The following is a 21,335-nucleotide window of genomic DNA, read 5'->3' on the forward strand; positions in this document are numbered from 1 at the left end:
CTACAGGCGGGCCACAAAACCCAGCCCCTGAACGGGCTCCAACCGGCTTCCATGTTCCCCGCACCGGGAAAGGGCAGTACGGAACAATGCGGCAGCGGCTGCCGTGCGGGGCCGCCCAGTTGGCAAACTCCGACCTGCGTCCGGGCATTGAACCTATCCAGGGCGTACAGGAGAGAGCATAGCCCTCCTGTTCCGGCTTGGCGAGGGACTTTCGTCCCGGGTCATGGTCCTGAATAACTGGACTGCAATCTTGAGCAAGTCGGAGATGAAATCTTGATGGAATTCAGCAGGTAACAAGCTGGTGCCAATGTTCGTTTCGGCACTATATTCGCATTGTCGGCTCAACCCGCGCTGGGGAGCGTGGGTCGGCATCGAATTGGTCAGTTCAAGAATGCGGTCTCCTTCTTCGACGAATGGGGACACCATGGCGCTTATCGGGCGGAGCAAAGAACTGGACCGCGTGCTTTCCGTGGTCCGGGGGCCCAAGGAAAGCACTCTGGCAGTCATCGGCCGGAAGGGCACGGGCAAGTCCGCACTCTTGTCCGAGATTCCCACCCTGGCGGATTACCGTACCGTGTTCCTGACCGCCAGCGCCGCTGAATCCGATTGGCCTCTGTCCGGGTTGACTGCCCTCCTGAACGGCATGGACGATCCCGTCCTGAACCGGATTGCAGATGAACTCCTCCGGGACACGGCCGGTGCCCTGAGCGTCCCCGCCGTGTCCAGCATGCTGCTCGAGGGCCTGCACCAGCGCTCGTCATCACGGACCATCATCGTGATTGATGACGCAGACCAACTGGATCCCGGCAGCCAGGCAGTCCTTGGGTTCCTCGCGCGGCGCCTGGCCGGCACGGACATCGTCCTGTTCGTCAGTTTGCGGGAGGATCTCCCGGAGGGCCCCTTCAGCGGCCTTCCCGGTCTGCTGCTCGCTCCGCTGAGCTACAGCGACACGGTGCGGATGCTGGAAAGCGTGCCCACGAAACGGACCACGACGGCGGCCGCCCACGCGGTTGCCGCAGCCACGTGCGGCAACCCGCTTGCCGCCGTCGAACTCTATGACCGGCTCATTGAACGTCATGCTGAGGGCAAGTACGCGCTGCCCGTCCCGCTGCCCTCCAGCGGCAGCTTTGATGCAGAGTACGCGGCGCTGGTGGGCTCGCTGACACCTGGCGCGCGGAACGTCCTGGACCTGCTTGCGCTGTCCTGCCGCAGCGACATCTCCACGATCGAGAAGATTGACCGCGACGTGTGGACAAGTGTGGATGAACTGCTGACCGCGGGACTGGTGAAACGGACCGGGCCGCACCTGGGCATCGGCGACCAATTGCTCCGCGGTTACGTATTCACCGCCATGACCCCCGCGGTCCGCACCGCCAACCACCGCGCCCTTGCAGAAGCAGCCGCCGACACGGACCCCTATGCCCGGCGCTGGCACCTCAGCTTTACGGCCCTGGAGCGCCAGACGCCTTTCCAGCTGCTCCGCCATGCCGTGGACCTGATCCGGGGCGGGGAGGTTTCCTTTGCCGTGGAGTACATCGAGCGCGCCCTCACCGTCAATCCCTGGGAAGCGGAGACGGCGGCCCGGCTCACGAGCGTGGCCGAACTGCTGTTCAACCGCGGTGAATTCGTGTATGCGCGGCGCTACCTGGAATGGGCGCAGCGGGTAACGCGCAATCCCGCCCTGATCCTGCGGCTGACCGGCTTGTCATTCGAGATCCAGTTTGCCCAGGGAGCCTCCGTCCGCTCGAGCATGGTGTTGCGCCTCGTCAAGGAATTCGGACAGCACGATCCGGCCTATGCCGCCAGCCTGCTGGCCATCGGGGCCCTCTACTATGCCGAGCGGTGGGAGCTGAAGGACGCCGCCGAGCTTCTCCACTTCGCCGGCGGATTCCAGGGGTCGGCGTCCGCCCAGTGCCTGGCCCTGGCCGACCGGGCCAAGGTCCTGATCGAATCCGTCAGCGGTGACACGGCAAACCTTGGACGAAAGTACGATCAAACCGGTGCCACCCGCACAGCCGGCATCCTGGTGCAGGGGCGCGCACTGACGTACGCGGAGCACTACGAAACTGCCCATGAAGCGTTTGCCATGCTCCGCAGCTCCGCCGAGCCCGCCCACATCAACTGGCGGGAAACCGCAGCCCTCATGGCGGTGGACAACGAAATCCGCGCAGGAAATGTGCGCGCAGCCGTCAAGCTGATCGATGACCTTGAGCTTTCCGAACCTGAAATCAAATACCACCGCGGGATGCGGTACTACTTCCGGGTGTGGCGCGCCTACGCCCTGGGCGATGCTGCACGGGCCCAGGTCTGCGCCGTCGAGGCCCAGCGCTACGCAGGGGCCGAAAGCCACCCGGCCATCATGGCCCAACTCGCTGCCTGCCAGGGCCACTTCGCCCTCCTGCGCGGGGACCTGGCAGAGTCTGTTGCCCAGCTGTCCCGGGCCGCCGAGATCGGCATGAAGTTTGGCAGCCCCACCCTGCTGCGCTGTGAGGCCGACCTGGTGGAGGTATTGATCCGCCTGAACCGGCACCGTGAAGCCACCCAGGCACTCCTGCGCCTTGAAAGCCGCTCCGTGGGTCTGCGCTCCCCCTGGCTGATGATGGTGGTGGCCCGCAGCCGCGCGATGCTGGCGGACGGCGAGCGGTCACTGCAGCTCTTCTGCCAGGCACTGGAGGGCAGGAACGGTCACACGCTTGAGCGGGCCAGGACGCTGATGTGCTACGCGGAGCGGCTGCATGCCTTTGGCCGGCTGCGGGAGGCGCGTGATGCGCTCCTGCGGGCGAAGGTGATGTTCGATGAGGCCGGCGCAGACGCATGGACCCAGCATGTGGATGCCCTCCTTCTGGACGAACGCGTGGAGCCCGTCCACCCGCAGGGCAATCCGGCCATGCTGATGCTCGCAGACCATGAGCGGGTCCTCGCGAAAATGGTGGCCCGGGGCATGCGCAACAAGGAGATCGCCGGGACGTTGTATGTGTCCGTGCGCACGGTCGAAGTGCGCCTCACGGCGATCTACCGCAAGCTCGGTGTCGAGTCCCGGGCACAGCTGACGGCACTCGCTACGGATAAGGGCTCGGCGGCCACGGAGCCGTACGTCCTGCCTGTTTTGTAGGAAAAACCCTGGATTTGCGGTAACCGCAGTTTCCACAACCTTCCCCTGCAAGAGCCACAAAGGCCTTGCCCATCCCCTCAATACCCGGCCGTCTGCGGCTAACTTTGCTTCACGGCCAGAGGACAGGCGGCTACGCCGGAAAGGGTGACCATGGCAGAAATACCAGTAGCCAGGACCCGGCGCGCAGCGTTCGACTGGCCTGTTTCCCCCGCTGCTGCACAGCGGGCGGGAACAGGGCAGCAGGCGGCAGGGGAAAGCGCAGGAACCCGCTTTCCCCTGCCGTCGGCGGCCCGAGCCTCCTTGGCAGTGAAAGTCCGGACCAGGAAGGCAACCGCGGCCTGGATTTCCACGCATATCAATCTTCTGAGGTGCACGGACGCCGCGGTGGTGATGGCTGCCGCCTACGCCGGCTTCCTCCTTTCGGAAGCAGGATTTTCGCCGGAGGGACCCAGGGACGGCGGAGCAGCTGCCGCGGCCGCGGCATTGACCGTTGCCTGGTTGGGCGCACTTGAGCTCTACCACAGCAGGGACCTCAAGGTGCTGGGCATCGGGGCCGATGAGTACAAGCGGGTGGCCTCGGCGACGCTGCACATCTTCGGCCTCATGGCCCTGGCCGCGGTGGTGTTCTCCATCCACGGCGCCAGCGCGTTCGTGACGGTGTCCCTCCCGCTGGGCGTGGCGGCCCTGACGGTGAACCGCCACCTGTTCCGCCGCCGGCTCACCGCCGAGAAGGCAAAAGGCCGCCACCTCTCGCGCGCCGTAGTGGTGGGCGAACCGGAAGATGTCCGCTATGTGGTTCAGCAGGTCCGCAAGTCGGGAGCTGTATACGAGATCCTGGGCGCATGCCTTCCCGGGGCACGGCGGGGAGCCGGCCTGCGGGTGGAAGACGAAACAGTGCCCGTGCTCTCCTCCACGGACGCCATTGCCAGGACAGTCCGCCTGGTCCAGGCGGACTCTGTGATCATCGCCGGTCCCCTCCCGGGCGGCAACAAGTTCATCCGCGAACTGGGCTGGAGACTCGAGGAATCGTCCACCGAGCTGATTCTCGCGGCAACCCTGACCAACGTGGCCGGGCCCCGCGTCCACTGGCGCCCCGTAGACGGCCTGCCATTGATGCACGTGGACATCCCGCAATACACCGGAGCGAAGCACGCCTTGAAGCGGGTCATGGATGTCACGGCTGCGCTTGCTGCCCTCCTGGTGCTCTCACCCGTGCTCCTGCTGATCGCCTTGATCGTCCGGCTGGACAGCCCTGGTCCCGTGCTCTTCCGCCAGGACCGGATCGGCAAGGACGGCCAGGTCTTCGGAATGTTCAAGTTCCGCTCCATGGTGGTCGACGCCGAGGCGAGGCTGGCGGCCCTGAACCAGCAGAACCAGGGCGCCGGGGTGCTTTTCAAGATGAAAGACGACCCCAGGGTCACGCGCTGCGGACGCTGGATGCGGAAGTACTCACTGGACGAACTCCCCCAGCTCTGGAACGTGGTGCTGGGCGACATGAGCATGGTGGGGCCCCGGCCACCGCTGGACCGTGAGGTCAGCGGCTATGAACGCCACACCCGCCGCCGGCTCCTGATCAAGCCGGGCATCACCGGACTGTGGCAGATCAACGGCCGCTCGGACCTCCCCTGGGAGGAAGCGGTCCGGCTGGACCTCTACTACGTCGAAAACTGGTCCCTCGCGGGCGACCTGCTGATTCTTTGGCGGACCTTCCGGGCTGTAGTCCGGCCATCGGGCGCTTACTAGCAAATCCACAAAATGGGAAGAAAGTGACATGAGAGCCTTCACCAATCCATTCCACGCCACCCAACCGCAACCTGCGCCCAAACTCCGCATCGCCGTCGTGGGCGCCGGCTACTGGGGACCAAACCTGGCGCGCAACCTCCAGGCCAGCCCGGACTGGGACCTGGTGGCCATCTGCGACCTGGACGTCGAGCGGGCGCGGAAACTTGCCGCCACGCTCGGGGACATCCCCTGCGTGGAGTCACTGGATGAGCTGCTGGACACCTTTGAGGTGGACGCGGTAGCCATCGCGACGCCGGCGCGCACCCACCACGGAACGGTCATGACGGCGCTCCGGGCCGGGAAGCATGTCCTGGTGGAAAAGCCGCTGGCAGACAGCAGGGAACACGGGCTGGAGATGGTGGCCGAAGCACATGCCAACGGGCTGGTCCTGATGGCGGACCACACCTACTGCTACACCCCGGCCGTCCTCAAGATGCAGGAACTGGTCCAGTCCGGGTCCCTTGGAGAGATCCTGTTCGTGGATTCCACCCGGATCAATCTGGGGCTCGTGCAGCCCGACGTGGATGTCTTTTGGGACCTCGCGCCGCACGACCTCTCCATCCTCGATTTTGTCCTCCCCGGCGGACTCAACCCCGCCACCGTGTCCGCCTTCGGCGCGGACCCGCTGGGAACCGGGCGGGACTGCGTGGGGCACCTGAATTTCCGGCTTCCCAACGATGCCACCGCCCACGTGCACGTGAACTGGCTGAGCCCCACCAAGATCCGCCAGATGGTGATCGGTGGTTCCCTGCGGACCCTGGTGTGGGATGACCTGAACCCCCAGCAGCGGCTTAGCGTCTATGACCGGGGCGTCAGCCTGGACCGGCAACCCAAATCGGCCGGGGAAAGAGCCTCCACCGCCGTTTCCTACCGCCTCGGCGACACCTGGTCCCCCGCGCTGCCCGAGCGCGAGGCCCTCGGCCAGGTGGTGGCTGAACTCGCGTCCTGCATCCGCAACGGCCGTGACGCCAGGACAGGCGGCGCATCCGGTCTCCGCGTGCTGTCCGTCCTGGAAGCGGTGACCCGCAGCCTGACCCAGGACGGGCGCCCCACTCCCGTGGCCGGTTCTGCCTTGGCCGCGACAGGCGCCGCGTTGGGTGGCTCCGGGGCCGAGTTGGAGGAAGCACTGTGAGCCGCCTTGAGGGGGCCAGCGTCCTGGTCACCGGCGGGGCGGGCACCATCGGGTCCACTCTGGTGGACGCCCTCCTGGACGCCGGCGTGAGCCATATCGACGTGCTCGACAACCTGGTCCGCGGCAGGCTGGACAACCTGGCCGGCGCCTTGGCATCCGGGCAGGTTGAGCTGGTACAGGGCAACATCCAGGACCGGGATCTGGTGCATGACCTCACCCACGGCAAGGACCTGGTGTTCCACCAGGCGGCCATCCGCATCACCCAGTGTGCCGAGGAGCCGCGGCTGGCCCTGGAGGTCCTGGTGGACGGAAGCTTCAATGTCCTGGAAGCGGCCGCGGAGCACAAGGTAGCCAAGCTCGTGGCGGCGTCCAGCGCCTCCGTGTACGGGATGGCTGAAGAGTTCCCCACCACCGAACGGCACCACCATGCGAACAACGACACTTTCTACGGGGCAGCCAAGTCCTTCAATGAAGGCATGGCCAGGAGCTTCCGGGCCATGACCGGACTGGACTACGTGATGCTCCGCTACTTCAACGTGTACGGGCCCCGGATGGACGTCCACGGCCTGTACACCGAGGTCCTGGTGCGCTGGATGGAGCGGATCATGGACGGGGAGCCGCCGCTGATCTTTGGCGACGGACTCCAGACCATGGACTTCATCCATACCGCCGACGTCGCCCGCGCGAACGTGCTGGCCGCCGGCAGCGACGTCGTTGAAGGGACCTACAACGTGGCCAGCGGTACGGAAACCAGCCTGCTGGAGATGGCGCAGGCACTCCTGCGGGTCATGGGTTCCGGCCTCGCCGTGGAGCACGGGCCCGCGCGCCAGGTAAACAGCGTGGTGCGCCGGCTGGCTGACACCTCCGCCGCCGCCCGCGACCTTGGCTTCAAGGCCGAGGTGGAACTGGAAGAGGGATTGCGGCAACTGGTCACCTGGTGGCTGCCGCTGCGCGACGAGATCGCCGCTGCACGGAAGGTTGGTGCGTGATGACTGCTGAACCAGTGCTTGCCCGGATCAACGTCATGAAGCCCTGGCTCGGTGAGGAGGAAGCCCGGGCGCTGGCTGAGGTGGTGGCGTCCGGCTGGGTGGCGCAGGGGCCCAAGGTCAAGGAATTTGAATCGCGCTTCGCCGAATTCCAGGGAGTCCGCCATGCGGTTGCCACGTCCAGCTGCACCACGGCCTTGCACCTGGCGCTGGTGGTCGCGGGAATCGGGCCCGGGGACGACGTGGTTGTGCCGTCCCTGTCGTTCATCGCCACCGCGAACGCCGTGACATATGTTGGGGCGCGCCCGGTGTTCTGCGATGTTGACCCGGCCACCGGAAACGTGACCGCGGAAACCATCCACGCTGCGCTCACTTTGGACACCCGTGCCGTGATCGTGGTGGACCAGGGCGGCGTGCCGCTGGACATCGACCCCATCCGCGAGCTGTGCGACCGGCACGAAATCACCGTGATTGAAGACGCAGCATGTGCCGTCGGATCCACCTACAAGGGACGGCCGGTGGGCGCGGGCGCGGATGTTGCCGTATGGTCCTTCCACCCGCGCAAGATCCTGACCACCGGTGAGGGCGGCATGCTCACCACCAACCGGGCTGACTGGGCGGCCCGGGCCAGGACCCTGCGCGAGCACTCGATGAGCGTGTCCGCTGCGGACCGGCACGGTTCACTGCTCGCTCCGCCGGAGTCTTACCTTGAGGTGGGGTTCAACTACCGGATGACGGACCTGCAGGCCGCCGTCGGGCTGGTGCAGCTGGGCCGGCTGCCGGAGGTGCTGGCACGGCGGCGGGACATCGCAGCGCAGTATGTTGCCGGCCTCTCGAGGGTGCCGGGCCTGCGGCTGGTGTCGGATCCTCCTTATGGCACCACCAACTTCCAGTCGTTCTGGGTGGAGGTCCTGCCCAACTTTGGGACTACGCGGGACGGATTGATGGAGCTCCTGGCGGAAGCTGGCATCTCGGCCAGAAGGGGGATCATGGCCGCCCACCGCCAGCCCGCCTACCGGTGGCGGAACGCGGGCCGGGCCCTGCTGCAGCAGACGGAGCGGCTCAATGACAGGACGCTGATCCTCCCCGTCTACCACGAACTCGACGACGAAGGGCTGGCCAGGATTATCAGCACCATCCGGGCTGCGGCCGCCGGGATGCGCACATGAGTGAGCTGATCCTGATAGCTGCCAGCGGCCTGGCCCGCGAAGTCCTGGCGATGGTGCGCAGCAGCGGCCAGTACGACGTCGTCGGCCTGCTTGATGACGACAAGGAAATGGCGGGCGTGACCGTGGACGGGGCGCCCGTGCTCGGGACCATCGACGACGCCGCGAAGTACACGCACGCGTTCGTCCTGGTCTGCATCGGCTCCGGCCGGGTCCGTGAAGCTGTGGTGGAGCGGTTGACCGCGCTGGGCCTCACCGAGGCCCGTTATGCCATCGCCGTGGATCCCTCCGTCCAGTACCCGGAGGGGTGCCGTGTGGGGAGGGGCAGCATCCTGCTGCGGAACGTCACACTCACTGCGGCCGTCACGCTGGGCTCGCATGTGGTCGCCATGCCGTCGGTGACATTCACGCACGACGACGACGTGGCCGACTTCGCCACATTCGCTGCGGGAGTGTCGCTGGGCGGCGGAGTCCGGATTGGCCGGGGAGCATATCTGGGCATGAACGCCAGCGTGCGTGAACGGACGTCCGTGGGGGCCTACGCCACGGTGGGTATGGGCGCGGCGGTCCTCAGCAACGTTCCCGATGGCCAGACGTGGGTGGGTGTGCCGGCGCACGAAATCAACGGGGAGAACTTCAAGTTTCGGGGGATGTCATGAGCACCGGGATAGACGTACAGACCATTCCACTGGTGGATCTCGCCGCCCAGCAGGCGGAGGTCCATGAGGAAGTCATGGCGGAACTGGCTGTCGTCTTTTCCACGGCGTCCTTTATCGGCGGACCGGCCGTTGCAGATTTTGAGGCCGCGTACGCCTCGTTTGTGGGCGCCGGGCACTGTGTCGGCGTTGCCAACGGAACCGACGCCCTGGAACTTGCCCTGCGGGCCGGGGGCGTCTGCCCCGGCGGGGAAGTGATCATCCCCGCGAATACCTTCATCGCAACGGCAGAGGCAGTCAGCCGCATCGGGGCAGTCCCGGTACCCGTCGACGTCGACCCCCACTACCTTCTGATTGATCCGGACGCCGTGGCGGCCGCCGTCACATCCAGAACGCAGGCCATAGTGCCGGTCCATTTGTTTGGGCAGACCGCGTTCGTGGAGCGCCTGGTGCCCATCGCGCAGTCCTGCGGTGCCGTGATCATCGAGGACGCTGCACAGTCCCAGGGTGCAACACGCTTTGGAGCCCAGGCCGGTACATTGGGCGCGGCGGCAGGAACCAGCTTCTACCCTGGCAAGAATCTTGGCGCCGCCGGGGATGCCGGAGCGGTGCTGACCGACGATCCCGGCCTCGCGGCGCGGGTCCGGCTGCTGGGCGCGCACGGCAGCTCAGAAAAGTACCGGCATGAGGCCATTGGGTTCAATTCGCGGCTGGACACGGTCCAGGCAGTAGTCCTCAAGGCAAAGCTTGCCAGGCTTCACGCATGGAACCAGCGGCGGCGCGCAGCCGCGGAACGGTACGCGGCGCTTCTTGCCGGCGTGCCGGGGGTTGACATTCCGCAGGAGGCGCCCGGAAACGCGGATGTGTGGCACCTGTACGTGGTCCGGGTCCAGCACCGGGATGCGGTCCTCCGGGCGCTGCACGCTGCCGGGATCCACGCCGGCATCCACTACCCCGTCCCGGTTCACCTCAGCGAGGCGTACGCCGGCGGTACTTCCGGTTCGTTCCCTGTTGCCGAAGAAGCCGCCCGCCGGATCCTGTCGCTGCCGCTGTTCCCGCACATCACCGCGGAACAGCAGCTGCGGGTCGCAGAGGTGCTGGCAGATGCTGTGAAGACATCATGACGGCACCCGCGCCCCGCCCCGGAGCTTCCAGTGCATTCGGCTGGAGTGTCCTGAATACGGTACTTTCCCGGCTGGGCACGCTGGGCATCGGCATTGTCCTGGCCCGTGTGCTGGGACCGGAGTCATTCGGCACCTTCGCGGTGGCGCTGGTGGCACTCATGGCGGTGTTGAGCTTCAACGAACTCGGCGTTTCCCTGGCCATCGTCAGGTGGCCGGGAGATCCGGCCCGGATCGTGCCCACCGTCAACACCATTTCCGTGGCGGGAAGCACCTTGTTCTGCGGGGCGGCCATTGTTGCCGCCCCGGCTTTTACCGCCGCCGTGGGAGATCCTCACGCCACGGACGTCATCAGGGTGTTGATCCTCAGCGTCCTGATCAACGGCGTGGTGGCTTCCCCGGCCGCATTGCTTCAGCGGGATTTCCGCGAAAAGACGCGGCTGGGGATCGACCAGGTGAATGTTTGGGTGGGGGCCCTGCTGTCCCTGGTCCTGGCTCTTGCGGGCATGGGAGCGATGGCGCTGGCCGTCGGCCGTGTGGGCGGCAGCCTGCTCGCCGCCGTGATGTTCCTTCGGGCGTCCCCGGTCCCCTACCGGCTGGGCCTGGACCGGGAGCTGGTCATGCCGCTGCTCCGGTTCGGGCTGCCCCTGGCGGGCACGAGCATCATCTTCTTCGCCTTGGGCTACGCGGACCAACTGACCACCGGCGCCGTCCTTGGTTCCACGGCCCTCGGTTTCTACGTCCTGGCCTTCAACCTCTCGAGTTGGCCGGTCAGTATCCTTGCCCAGCCGCTGCGCCGCGTCGCACCGGCCGCCTTCTCGTCACTTCAGCACGATCGGGGACGGATGAACAATGCTTTCGAGGCAATCGTCTCAATACTTGCCAGTCTTACGTTTCCCTTGATTCTCTTCGTATCCGCCGGCGCTGCCCCGCTGATCGGGTTCATTTACGGTGACGAGTGGCTTCCCGCAGCGGCAGCACTTTCTTGGCTCGTCGTTGCTGCAATATCCAAGGTCATTTGCGATCTTGCCTACGATTTTGTTGTTGTCCTGGGCAAGTCCGGTACCGTCTTCGCCATCCAGGCGGGGAGTCTATTGGTCCTGGTACCGGCTCTGGCAGGGGGTGCCGCCCAGTATGGCCTGGCGGGTGTGGCTGCCGCGCAAGCGGTGGTAACCGTGGCTGTGGTCCTTCCCCTTTACCTCTGGCAACTGCACCGTGGCGGCCTGCGCCTAACCGCTTTCGCCCGGGCCGTTGGGGTTCCGCTGCTCGTCGCTCTTCCAGTGGGAGCTCTTTCGGTGGGATTCGCGCACTGGATTCCCGTGGCGTTATGGGCCTTGGCGGCAGGGGGCAGCACCGCCGCCGCAGCCACCGCAGGCATGCTTTGGCTGCGGCGTGACACCCTACGTGCTTTGCGCACGATTGGTGCCCCTCAGGCGCCCAGACACGTGGAGCTGATTCCATGAAAATCCTTGTCTACCCGCACGATTTGAAGATGGGCGGGAGCCAGATGAATGCCATCGAGATCGCGGCGGCAGTCCAAGGTCAGGGGCATGACGTTGTGGTCTTTGGCCAGCCGGGGCCCTTAGTGGAATATATCGGAGACCTGGGCCTGGAGTTCATCGAATCCCCCGCCGTTCGGCGCCGTCCATCCCTTGCCGCCGCAAAGAAGCTGCGTCATCTCGTTGAGTCACGCTCAGTCGAAGTGCTGCACGGCTATGAATGGCCCCCGTCCCTGGAATGCCATTTGGCGGCCCGGCAGAAGGAGGGCCCCGCAGTGGTTTCCACGGTGATGTCCATGGCAGTGGCACCGTTCCTTCCCGCAAGCCTCCCCCTCACGGTAGGAACGCACCAAATTGCCGCTGTTGAACAGGCGTCCGGGCGGTCTGCAGTCACGGTACTGGAACCACCGGTCGACGTTACCCGCAACCGTCCGGGTCTCCGCTTGGACCAGGACAGCTTTAGGATGCGCTGGGGCATCCGCCCTGGGGCGCAGGTAGTGGTCATAGTTTCCCGTCTGGCGTACCAGCTCAAGCTGGAAGGCATCTTCTCGGCTATCGATGTTGTGTCTGGGCTTGCGCGAGGGCGGGACGTGCAACTGTTGATCGTAGGGGACGGTCCCGCGAGGGCAGAAGTTACGTGCCGCGCGGAGCAAACCAACAGCAGCCATGACCGGAAAGTCGTCCTCCTTACCGGCGAGCTGGATGATCCCCGGGCGGCATACGACATCGGGGATGTGTGCCTTGGGATGGGTGGATCCGCCCTGAGGGCCATGGCTTTCGCCAAGCCGTTGGTGGTGCAGGGCGAGCTGGGATTCTGGGAACTTCTCACACCCGTTTCTGTCGACCGGTTTCTGTGGCAAGGCTGGTACGGTGTGGGCCAGGACAAGGAGCGGGGCAGGGCACAGCTGGGCCGGATCCTGTCGGAGTTACTGACGAACCCCGCATGTCGGGCCGAACTTGGAGAGTACGGACTGTCGCTCGTAAGGGACCGCTTCAGTCTCGAGCGTGCCGCTGACACCCAAATAGGCATCTACTCGAAGGCATTGCGTGACCGCACCACTTTCGCTGCTGCCCCTAACACCGACTGGCGGGCTGCAGCCCGCTTCGTGAACTACGAAGGCCGGCGGTTGCTGGCGCGATGGACCGGCCGGGAGGCATCGGACGACTTCAACAGCAGGCCAATAGCAGCACGTGCCAGCCTTGTCGGCCGGAATGCGCCATGAGGACACCCTTCGGCTCTTCGCGGGCCCCATTGATATGGATAGCGGGAACGGGCTGGGACAATGTCGCCGGCACAGACCGGAACATTGTCGAGGCTCTATCGAAGCACCGGCAGATCCTCTGGGTGGATCCACCCGTCGCCGTTTCGCCGTGGCACGTTGCGAAGGCAGCAACGCGGTTAGCAACCGGTCAGCTGAACAAGCCGACAACATCTTGGGCTAGTGACACGGTCCTCAGGCTTCGTGTCTCTGCCCCGCCTGGCGTTACCAGGCCTGGCATCCGGTCGCTAACGGCATTGTGTCTCAACCGGGCGATCCGTTCCGCTTTGGCTGCCGCCGGATGGAGGCCGGATTGCGTAGTGGCGGCCTTCCCGCTCGCCCGGTTTCCGTCCGACGTCCCGGGCAGCAGGGTGTTGTACGTGACTGATGATTGGCTGTCCGGAGCAGCACTGATGGGGTTCTCCCGCCGAGCCATGCAGCGGGTGATGACATATAACCTCGCGCACAGCTCCGTGGTGGCAGCTGTCTCCGGCTCCCTGTTGGAAGACCTCCGCGCTATGCTTCCTGCTGAACCGGCACGTGCCCTCCATTACCCGCAGCTATTCGCCGTTTTGCCGAACGGCTGCCCTGCTCCCGCGGTCGGGGCCCCTCGATCACGCAGCAACGTAGCGGGCCTGGTGGGCCAGCTGAATGAACGGCTTGATATGGACCTCTTGGAAGCCGTCCAGCAGGCCGGTATTAACCTTCGGATCATCGGACCTCGAACGGACCGGGACCCGGCTTTCGGACAACGCTTCGACGCTCTGCTCCAGAATGAGAACGTTGAGTGGACAGGCCCGCTACCGGGCGGAAAGATCCCAGACGAATTGTCCCGTCTTGGTACCGGATTGACGCCCTATAGAGATTCCGCCTTCAACCGTGCCAGTTTTCCGCTGAAAACCTTGGAGTACCTCTCCGCAGGAGTTCCGGTAGTAGCAACGGACAGCCCGGCAGTCCGGTGGTTGGCCACGAACCATGTGGCCGTCGCAGCGAACAGGCAGGACTTCGTCGACAAAGTACTGAAGAGTCTGCACAACCGGAATGACGGAGCGGCAGAAATGGAACGCAGGTCTTTTGCCCGGGCGCACTCGTGGGAGGCACGGGCCAAGGAATTCCTCAGCCTTATCGAGGCTTCCGCCGTATCCGCGGTTCCCCCAGGAAAAGAACGAAAGGTTCAACTGTGAAAGACCATCAGCGCATTCCGACTCTTGCCGTCGTTACGCCCAGCTATCGCCCTGATTTTGAACTTTGCCGTGATCTCAACTCGTCAATCCTCCGCTTTACTTACTCAGACGTGGAGCAGTACATCATTGTTCCCGAATCAGACCGAAAACTTTTTAGTACCCTCGCCGGAAGTCGAACGCATATTCAGGATGTACGGGAGTATCTTCCCGGTTCTATTATCAAATTACCGCGGACGAATATGTGGATAAACGCACGGCGGCCGTTGCCACCGATAAGGGGTTGGATCGCGCAACAAATTGTCAAACTTGGGGCCGCTGCGGCTATGACGACCGACGTTGTCGTGCTGGTGGACTCCGACGTCGTCCTGATTCGGCCTATGAGCTCGCAGACCTTCATGCAACACGGCCAGCTGGCCCTGTACGAGGTAGCTGGTGGAATCGACAGCAGCCTGCCACGCCACCGGCTCTGGTATGCGACTGCGCGGCGACTTCTTGGTCTGCCGTCCATGGAATCACCGGAATTGCCCGACTACATTTGCTGTCCCTGCGCCTGGTCGCCTGCCTTGGTCCGTTCCATGCTTGGCCGCATTGAGTCTGTGACAGGCACGGACTGGGTAAGCGCAGTCGGTAAAGAATTGCATTTTTCCGAAATGATTTTGTACGGCGTCTACGTTCGTGACGTTTTGAATTCCTCGCATGTGCCATCAAGTTCCACCATGCACTGCCTAAATCACTATGAAGAAGAGCCTTTGAATGAAGACGCTCTCAGGTTGCTGTTGTCCACCGCAACTCCCCTTGATTTTGCAGTTATGGTATCAGCTAAATCCGGAACTCAGCTGCAGACCCGCAGGGCAGTTCTAAGTTCTTTTACAGCTCGAACCTGATGCCACACAAACGGATCAGACGGGATTGGCGGCAAACTTATAAATGTGGTGGGAGTACTCGAAGGTGAAATCGTCCGTGAAGGCAGAATTATTGACCTGGATCGTGCGGTTTTCACCGACAACTTCAATACTAGCGGCAGGAAGCGATGGCGGCAGGGAAAGCTTGTGCGCACCGGGCTCCGCACCTAAGGCATTGGACGCGAATATGTAGGCGGCACCATCGTGCATTTTCAGCATCGTGTCAGTGTCAGAACCGAAGTCCCACGCATAGGACTGCGTATTAATTACAGGAGCCATCGTATGGATCCCTTGGATAATGGCGTGGATTCGTTCCCGTCTCTCCAATGGAGACTCCACCAACGAGTAGTTGCCGTTGATACCGTCGTTGTTGTGCTGGAAGAAGACGATGCCACGGGCTTCATGAGCGATAGCCGACCAGCACGCCCCCTCTATTTGTTCCGGCGTGATGGTGGATGCCCCCTTGTCAGTCAGGTAGGGCATGGCAGTCTCCACCATCATCCAGTTCGGTTGGCTACCTGGATAGGCCTGGAACGCGCGCATCCTTTCCACGAGCCAACCGTAGGTGGCTGCCCGGGCGACGGGAACGCCGGCAGGCCAATGTGAAGAGGCGGCAATCGCGGCGGCGGTATCTGGCGAGGTATAGGCGTAATTGTCCACGCTGGCGCAGTCAACCACGGACATGAAGTCGCGCATTGTGCCACGTGCCCAAAACGTCTCAAGGACACCTTTTGAGTAATTCGCGTTGATGAATCTCCCGTCGTTGCGGGACCGGAGGGCGTTCACCTGCGCCCGCATGTTTGCGAGACTCTCCTGGGTCGTCTGGCCTCCGCATCCCAGGCCCATGTCGCATTCGTCGTAGGCCAGGAGGCCGACGGCCAACGGATCCGCCCCAATCTCTGCGGAACTGAATTCGTCCTGCACAATGCAGAACATGCCTTCAGCCGTTGCAGCGGCAAGAGGAGCATTGTGCTCCACTGCTTGGAAAATATTTATACCGAGCGCTTTAAGTTGTTTGGCATGAGCTGGTCTTCCGAAGAAGACGCCAACTGGGAAGAAGCTGGGGTTTGTCCATCCCGCCGCTTCGGCCTTGGGATAGCGCCGCCAATACTCCGGCCCTCCCTCCCAGGGGACAGCGGCAAGATTGGATCCGTTCGGCACGGCGATGGCTACATTCTGCGGGCTGGGCTGCCCAACGTTGCTGAGCACAGCGCCGGCGGCTCCGCCAGCGAGGGCGGCCGCACCAACGCCACTGACGAACAGCCTGCGGCTTAGGATCCGGTCCTGCTTCTGATGCAATTCCATCTTGGGCTCCTTGTATTTCCCGCTGCGGCGATTGGAACCAGCTACCTGGTGACCCGTGCGGGAGTTCGCAGGGGGTCCTCACCTTGCGGACGGGAGGACATCCTGTTGGAGCGGCGGGTCCCTGGTTGCGGTCCCCTGGACCTGTTCAGGGTGGGTGCTGGAGCAACGGCATTGCGCGAAGCTACAGGTGTGTCAACGCCATGAGAGTCCATGCTGCCTCGCTCCTCCGAAGTATGGTTACCTCCCGGCATTTCCTGTACAGCACGATCAGTCTGCACCTTCCTTCTTTGCCGGTTCAAGGCAGCCGCCTCCATCGAACGGGCCATGGAGACTGCACCAAACATGAGGACAGTTCCCCCCAACAACACCATGATCACCGACCGCAGCCGGCTGGAAAACTGTTCCGTCGCCTTACTTAGCGGTGTCACTGCCAGCCCGGTGAAAAGGAATCTGTCATCCGCATTGTTGACTTTTTGCACAGCACGCAAATTCCGCTGGAGTTCGTCGCCCAGCGCTGCCGCTGTCTTTAATGCCCGATCTTCCGAGTCGCCCCTCGCAGTAATCGAGATGACGAACCCGTTGCCATTGATGCCCTTGCTGACGGTGTAATCAGTACTTAACCCTTCTTCTTTAAATTCATCGGCGACTGCACTGCTGGCCAGCCGTGAAATCACTACCTCACTGATGAGCGATTGGTCGGAGGAGCGCAGGAAGGGGTTATCTCCGTTGAGGTTCGCCAGACTTGGGTCGAGGAGCAGGTCCCGGTCGGTGGGAACGCGGGGGTTTACAACTGCGAAGCTGGTACTCGCCTCGTAGGACCTGGGTCCGAACTGGAACACATATGCTGCTGCCAGCACCGTCAATAAAACCACAGGTAGCAGAAATGATTTGTAGCGCAGCATTGTGCGGATTACCGCCATGGGATCCATTAGATTACTCCCTTGTTCGTCAGAACATTCTCGTTGTTGGTCATAATCCAGACCGCGCCGCCAAGACCGATAATGAGCGGATATGTCAAGGCGAAAACGGGAAAGGAAAGTGAGTCAAAGGTTGCGGAGCAAGCCATGGCGACCAGGCCGGCCGCGGCCACTGCAGCTGCCAAGCAGCGCAGGACGGGCGCTTTGGCCGTCCTCGCAGCCAACAAGGCGGCCAGCCCTGGCATGACAAAGTACGCTACGGTGCAAAGCAGGCCGATGAGGCCCATCGTGACGGTGGCATTGAGGTATTGGTTGTCCAGGATGTGCAGGGCGTTGTCCGGCAGGTAGTTGCCAGGACCGGTGCCAATAAGGGGTCGCTGTTCAAACATTTCCGCCACGCGCGGATAGTTGTTTGTCCGGGTGCTGATGGAAAGGTCGCCGGGTTCAGGGACAAGGGCACCGAATAGCGTGCTCAGCAGCCCGGGAACTCCCATGAACAGGACAGCCGCAACCATTGGGACGGCAAGTGCGGCCCATTTTCGTGCAAGCCGGGGCATGAAGGGGACGAAGATGACCATTGCAAGGGAAATGCCAAGAATTCCAGATCGGGAAATTGTTGCGGCGATTGCAAAGATAAGCAGGCATGTTCCCGCCCAGTGCAGCCATTTGCGGCCCTTGTCATCGAAAAGTGCGCGCCAGATGGAGAGGGGCAGGAGCATGGAGGAAACAACGGCGAGTTCAATCGGTGTGAACGTAGTTCCGGCAACACGGAGAAGCGCCCCACGCTGTTGGAAAGTGGTATCCCCGCCGTTGTAGCTGAAGCCCGGCATTGTGTTCTGGAACCACTCCATGGGGTTGAGTTGCAGGAAAAATTGAACTGCAGCTACCAGGCAGCAGAAAACACCGCCGGCCAGGATCGCACGGACAAGCACCATTGCGTCGGCAATGGTGCGCACCGTTTCGGCTGCAACGCATATGAGTGCTGTGCTCGCAAGAAGGAGCATGACCCATCTGTCCGCGGCGGCCCTGGCGGCCACGCTGCTGGGTCCTGTCCACCCGGAGTAGAGGCCGACGTAGGAAATGCTGGTGCCTAACAGCAGCAGGCCCAGGGCCAGGCGTCCGGGGTGCCGGAAGGGGATCGGATCGTGCAGGGCAAAGATGCATGAAGCTGCCCAGAAGACAAACAGCAGAAGGGCAAGCAGAAGAGGAACCGTCCCAGCAGCTCCTATCGGTTGGATCACCATCGACGAGGGAAAGATAAAGATGGCGGCCGAAGTGACCCTCAGCAGCAAAGGAACGTTACCCCTGCGCCGGACGTGTTCATCCGAGCCTGCGAGGACCCGAGGGTTTCGCCCGGTGGCTGGAAACTGCCTCCACACAGAAAGTGGCTTGATTGCGGCGTGAAGGCTCACCATGTGCAAGGCCTGCAATTTAGCGCTTCACTTTTCAAAGGTTCCCCGATTCCTGATTTTCCGGGGGTGACGATGGAGGCTGCCGGCTGCTCTCGTCACGCTCCCAGGTTGTGGGGCACGCCAGGCGGGCGGCAGAACGGCTGCGAAGCACCACCAGTGCATAGACTGCGGCATCGAAAGCCGAAATAGGGCCGGTCACGGTGGAAAGTAGCTCCATGGCCTTTCGACTGACTGGGGCCCCAGTGATACCGCCCTGTTCCGCGTTCCCCCGGTAGGTCCGACGCAGTATTGCATGCAATCCCTTAACGCTGCGAGGGGTCCGCACCACAAGGGGGGTGGTGGTAATGATGGCCTTTTCATCGTCGCTGAAGAGCCTGTCGACGTACAGGTCGTCGGCCGTGAGCCGGGGGAAGGCCTGAATCCGCTGATGCCCCTGAGCGCTGACTGCATACGCACCCGCACCCCACAGGTGACTTCGTTGCGACGCCATCCTGAAACGCGCCCGATAATAAGCCCGGACAAGCCAATGCGCTCCGTGGGAGTCGTAGACGAATTCGGGACGGGCAGCGTAGGGAGCGCCGCCGGGAGCTGACGTCCTGGCCGACAGAGCTGAGAAGACCGAAGCAAGCGCCGCGGGCTGTATTTCGATGTCTGCATCCAAATACAGTCTCGGCCACAGGCTGGCCGCGCGATCCGCGGCGTTCAGTGCCGCCACCTTGGATGCTTCAGATATTTGCAGCACCCTCACTCCGGGATGTTGCGCGGCGATCGATGCAGTTTCATCACTGCATCCGTTGCACGCCACGATGACCTCCAGTCGTCCGGCAGCGGCATAGGGAACCAACGGCTGCAAGGTGCGGGACAGCACGGCAGCCTCGTTGTGCGCAGGGATTATCACCGACCCCGTGGGCATCAGCGCCGGATCCATGACACAGTCCGGCCCCGGCAGAGCAGCCCAGCGGGACTCCCTCACAATAGTTCCCAGGATTCCCCGGTGTCCCGGCAGCGGGGACCGCAGCAGGGCGCTCAGGATCACGGCTCCGTGGAAGATTCGAGCGTAGGTGGCCGGACGGAACTTGCGGATGTATCGAACCCGATTGGCGGCCATGAGGGCGTCCAGCGCGGGTGAGGATCCGGAACCACCCCTTGAGTGGATAACCTGCGCGGCTGGCTCGAACCAGACCGAGGCGCCGGCCCGGCGGACGCGCCGCAGGAAGTCGGTCTCCTCAGAGTAAAGAAAATAGCGTTCATCCCAGTCGCCCACGCGGCGGGCCACCAAACTGTCGATCAGCAAGGCTGCACCGGTAGCCCAGTCAACTTGGTGCGGCCGCACGTAACTGCTCGGGTCAAAGTCCATTTCGGACAGCCAACCGGGGCGCAGAGGAAGCCTGGACCCCAGAACGGCATCCCCCATGGCACGGCTGACGGTGGGTTCACGGCGCAGGGATGGGTACAGGCTCCCATCATCATCGCGCAGCAATGGCACCACGACCCCGGCGTTCGATGCCCGCATTCGAAGCCGGAGCGCTGCGACACAGCCCGGTTCCAACCGCATGTCAGGGTTCAGCACCAGAAACGCGTCTGCTGCCCCGGCTCGCTGCATAGCCAGGTTGATGCCCGCGGCGTACCCAAGGTTTCCCCCAGTGGCGAAGATGTGGACATCCGGCTGGTCTGCAAGTGCGTCTATGGTGGCGGTGGTCGGTGAGTTGTCGGCTACCACCACTTTGATGCTTTGATCCCCCACTTCCCGCCGCAAGTCTTCAACGAGAAATGGCAGCCTGTCTTCGCTGTTGTAGGTCACTATCAGTACGGCAACCTCGGCAGGTTCCCCCGGGTCTGCGAATGACCCGGGGCCGGAGAGTTGGACTGCGCCTGGTTCCATTTCCATTTTGGGACGCCAATCCAACGGAACCGAGGTCGACGGGAAGCCGCTGGCCAAACGGAGCCGGGCATAGGCTGCGGGCCCCTGGACGAGGTATCGGGAGGCAAGCCTTTTTGGCTCCAGAACGAGCCGCCAAGCCCACTCAAGACCGGCATTTCGAACTGGCAGTGGTGCCCGCCGCATCGTGCCCGCCAGGAAGTCCACAGCTGCGCCGAAACCCAGAAGTACCCGCGCCCCGGTGAGGTGGCCATATGCACTAATCCACAGTTCCTGCCTTGGCTTGCCCAAACAGACAAAGAGGATTTGAACGCCCGCACCGGCGATATCTGAAGCCAAGTCCCGTGATGCTGCGGCATCCCCCAGCACCTGGCGGTCAGGCGCCCAATAGCCGGCCACTCTGAGGTTCGGAAGCTCCCTTCCAAGCCTCTCGCGGACCAGTTGGTGGGTAGACGACCGCCCACCAAGAAACCCAACAGTCAGGGAATTCGCCGCGGCTGCTTCGAGGATTGGCCAGGAGAGGTCACTGCCCGCCAAACGGGGCCATTTCTTGTGCGTCAGCCGTTCAGCTTGGGATACCAGCGGAGAACCGTCCAGCAGGGTAAGCCACCGCAGGCCCGCACCTGACATCAATGCGTCGGCCCCGGAGGCACCTTGTCCGAAGTGTCTAACGTGATCGAGGTTTGCAGAGGCGACAGCCAGCGGGCGGCCGGCAGCACCGGCCGCATTCCGAAGGATGATGTCCAGTGCCTGGTCAAAGCTGGTCAAATGAACCAAAGCGCCGCCCAGGGCAATGACTTCAGGTGCGTCCAGCCGGCGGAATGGCAGCTCGACAGGCGGTGTTGTCTTTACCCTCCGCGGCTCGGCGTGAGTGGCTGCTGCGGTCTTCCTGACAAAACTGGAAAACAGTGCGGGTGCAGAAGACATGTCTCAGCTCCAGGGTCTCGGCGCACCCTGAAAACAGCGGAGTCTGGGGTCTGCACTCCCCTCGCCCGCCAGGCGCCAACGAGTGGCGCCAAGCCT

15 protein-coding genes are annotated in these 21,335 nt (G+C 63.4%); 11 read left to right on the forward strand and 4 right to left on the reverse strand.

The features are described from left to right. The first annotated feature begins 424 nt into the window (after positions 1 to 424). From PUN51_RS15960 to PUN51_RS16010, 11 genes are all read left to right on the forward strand, one after another. Positions 425 to 3,112 (forward strand): helix-turn-helix transcriptional regulator, encoded by a 2,688-nt coding sequence (locus PUN51_RS15960; RefSeq protein ID WP_275181694.1) that lies wholly within the window; start codon positions 425 to 427, stop codon positions 3,110 to 3,112. 150 nt (positions 3,113 to 3,262) lie between these two features. Beyond that, positions 3,263 to 4,855, forward strand: a complete 1,593-nt coding sequence (locus tag PUN51_RS15965) for a sugar transferase (protein WP_275181695.1) — start codon at positions 3,263 to 3,265, stop codon at positions 4,853 to 4,855. Between the two features lie 28 nt (positions 4,856 to 4,883). Next, complete coding sequence (locus PUN51_RS15970; protein WP_224023882.1) at positions 4,884 to 6,026, forward strand: Gfo/Idh/MocA family protein; 1,143 nt, start codon at positions 4,884 to 4,886, stop codon at positions 6,024 to 6,026. Further along, positions 6,023 to 7,015 carry an NAD-dependent epimerase/dehydratase family protein gene (locus PUN51_RS15975; protein WP_275181697.1) on the forward strand — a complete coding sequence of 331 codons (993 nt, stop codon included), beginning with the start codon at positions 6,023 to 6,025 and terminating at the stop codon, positions 7,013 to 7,015. Before PUN51_RS15970 ends, PUN51_RS15975 begins: the two co-directional genes overlap by 4 nt. Then, on the forward strand, positions 7,015 to 8,181 hold the full coding sequence (locus tag PUN51_RS15980; protein WP_201302367.1) for a DegT/DnrJ/EryC1/StrS family aminotransferase: 1,167 nt from the start codon (positions 7,015 to 7,017) through the stop codon (positions 8,179 to 8,181). Before PUN51_RS15975 ends, PUN51_RS15980 begins: the two co-directional genes overlap by 1 nt. Then, on the forward strand, positions 8,178 to 8,837 hold the full coding sequence (locus tag PUN51_RS15985; RefSeq protein WP_224023886.1) for an acetyltransferase: 660 nt from the start codon (positions 8,178 to 8,180) through the stop codon (positions 8,835 to 8,837). The genes PUN51_RS15980 and PUN51_RS15985 overlap by 4 nt, the downstream gene beginning before the upstream one ends. Then, positions 8,834 to 9,958: a DegT/DnrJ/EryC1/StrS family aminotransferase gene (locus tag PUN51_RS15990; RefSeq protein ID WP_224023888.1), complete on the forward strand. Its 1,125-nt coding sequence runs from the start codon at positions 8,834 to 8,836 to the stop codon at positions 9,956 to 9,958. Before PUN51_RS15985 ends, PUN51_RS15990 begins: the two co-directional genes overlap by 4 nt. Next, positions 9,955 to 11,418, forward strand: coding sequence for an oligosaccharide flippase family protein (locus tag PUN51_RS15995; RefSeq protein WP_224023890.1), 1,464 nt, complete (start codon positions 9,955 to 9,957; stop codon positions 11,416 to 11,418). The genes PUN51_RS15990 and PUN51_RS15995 overlap by 4 nt, the downstream gene beginning before the upstream one ends. Then, positions 11,415 to 12,677 (forward strand): glycosyltransferase family 4 protein, encoded by a 1,263-nt coding sequence (locus tag PUN51_RS16000; protein ID WP_275181700.1) that lies wholly within the window; start codon positions 11,415 to 11,417, stop codon positions 12,675 to 12,677. The genes PUN51_RS15995 and PUN51_RS16000 overlap by 4 nt, the downstream gene beginning before the upstream one ends. A gap of 416 nt (positions 12,678 to 13,093) precedes the next feature. Beyond that, complete coding sequence (locus PUN51_RS20780) at positions 13,094 to 13,897, forward strand: glycosyltransferase (RefSeq protein ID WP_224023894.1); 804 nt, start codon at positions 13,094 to 13,096, stop codon at positions 13,895 to 13,897. Further along, positions 13,894 to 14,781 (forward strand): DUF6492 family protein, encoded by an 888-nt coding sequence (locus PUN51_RS16010; RefSeq protein WP_275181702.1) that lies wholly within the window; start codon positions 13,894 to 13,896, stop codon positions 14,779 to 14,781. The genes PUN51_RS20780 and PUN51_RS16010 overlap by 4 nt, the downstream gene beginning before the upstream one ends. 15 nt (positions 14,782 to 14,796) lie before the next feature. Here the strand turns inward: PUN51_RS16010 and PUN51_RS16015 are convergent, their stop codons facing one another. From PUN51_RS16015 to PUN51_RS16030, 4 genes are all read right to left on the reverse strand, one after another. Then, positions 14,797 to 16,104, reverse strand: coding sequence for a beta-galactosidase (locus PUN51_RS16015; protein ID WP_275181703.1), 1,308 nt, complete (start codon positions 16,102 to 16,104; stop codon positions 14,797 to 14,799). Positions 16,105 to 16,145: 41 nt separating this feature from the next. Further along, the gene (locus PUN51_RS16020) at positions 16,146 to 17,024 is read right to left on the reverse strand and encodes a chain-length determining protein (protein WP_275181704.1); all 879 of its coding nucleotides are present in this window, start codon (positions 17,022 to 17,024) and stop codon (positions 16,146 to 16,148) included. 8 nt (positions 17,025 to 17,032) lie between these two features. Further along, entirely contained in the window at positions 17,033 to 18,265 is a 1,233-nt protein-coding gene (locus PUN51_RS16025) for an O-antigen ligase family protein (protein ID WP_275181706.1), read from the reverse strand. A gap of 202 nt (positions 18,266 to 18,467) precedes the next feature. Continuing rightward, complete coding sequence (locus PUN51_RS16030) at positions 18,468 to 21,239, reverse strand: WecB/TagA/CpsF family glycosyltransferase (protein WP_275181707.1); 2,772 nt, start codon at positions 21,237 to 21,239, stop codon at positions 18,468 to 18,470. Positions 21,240 to 21,335: the final 96 nt, after the last annotated feature.

Source organism: Arthrobacter sp. NQ4, from assembly GCF_029077345.1.
GTDB lineage: Bacteria > Actinomycetota > Actinomycetes > Actinomycetales > Micrococcaceae > Arthrobacter.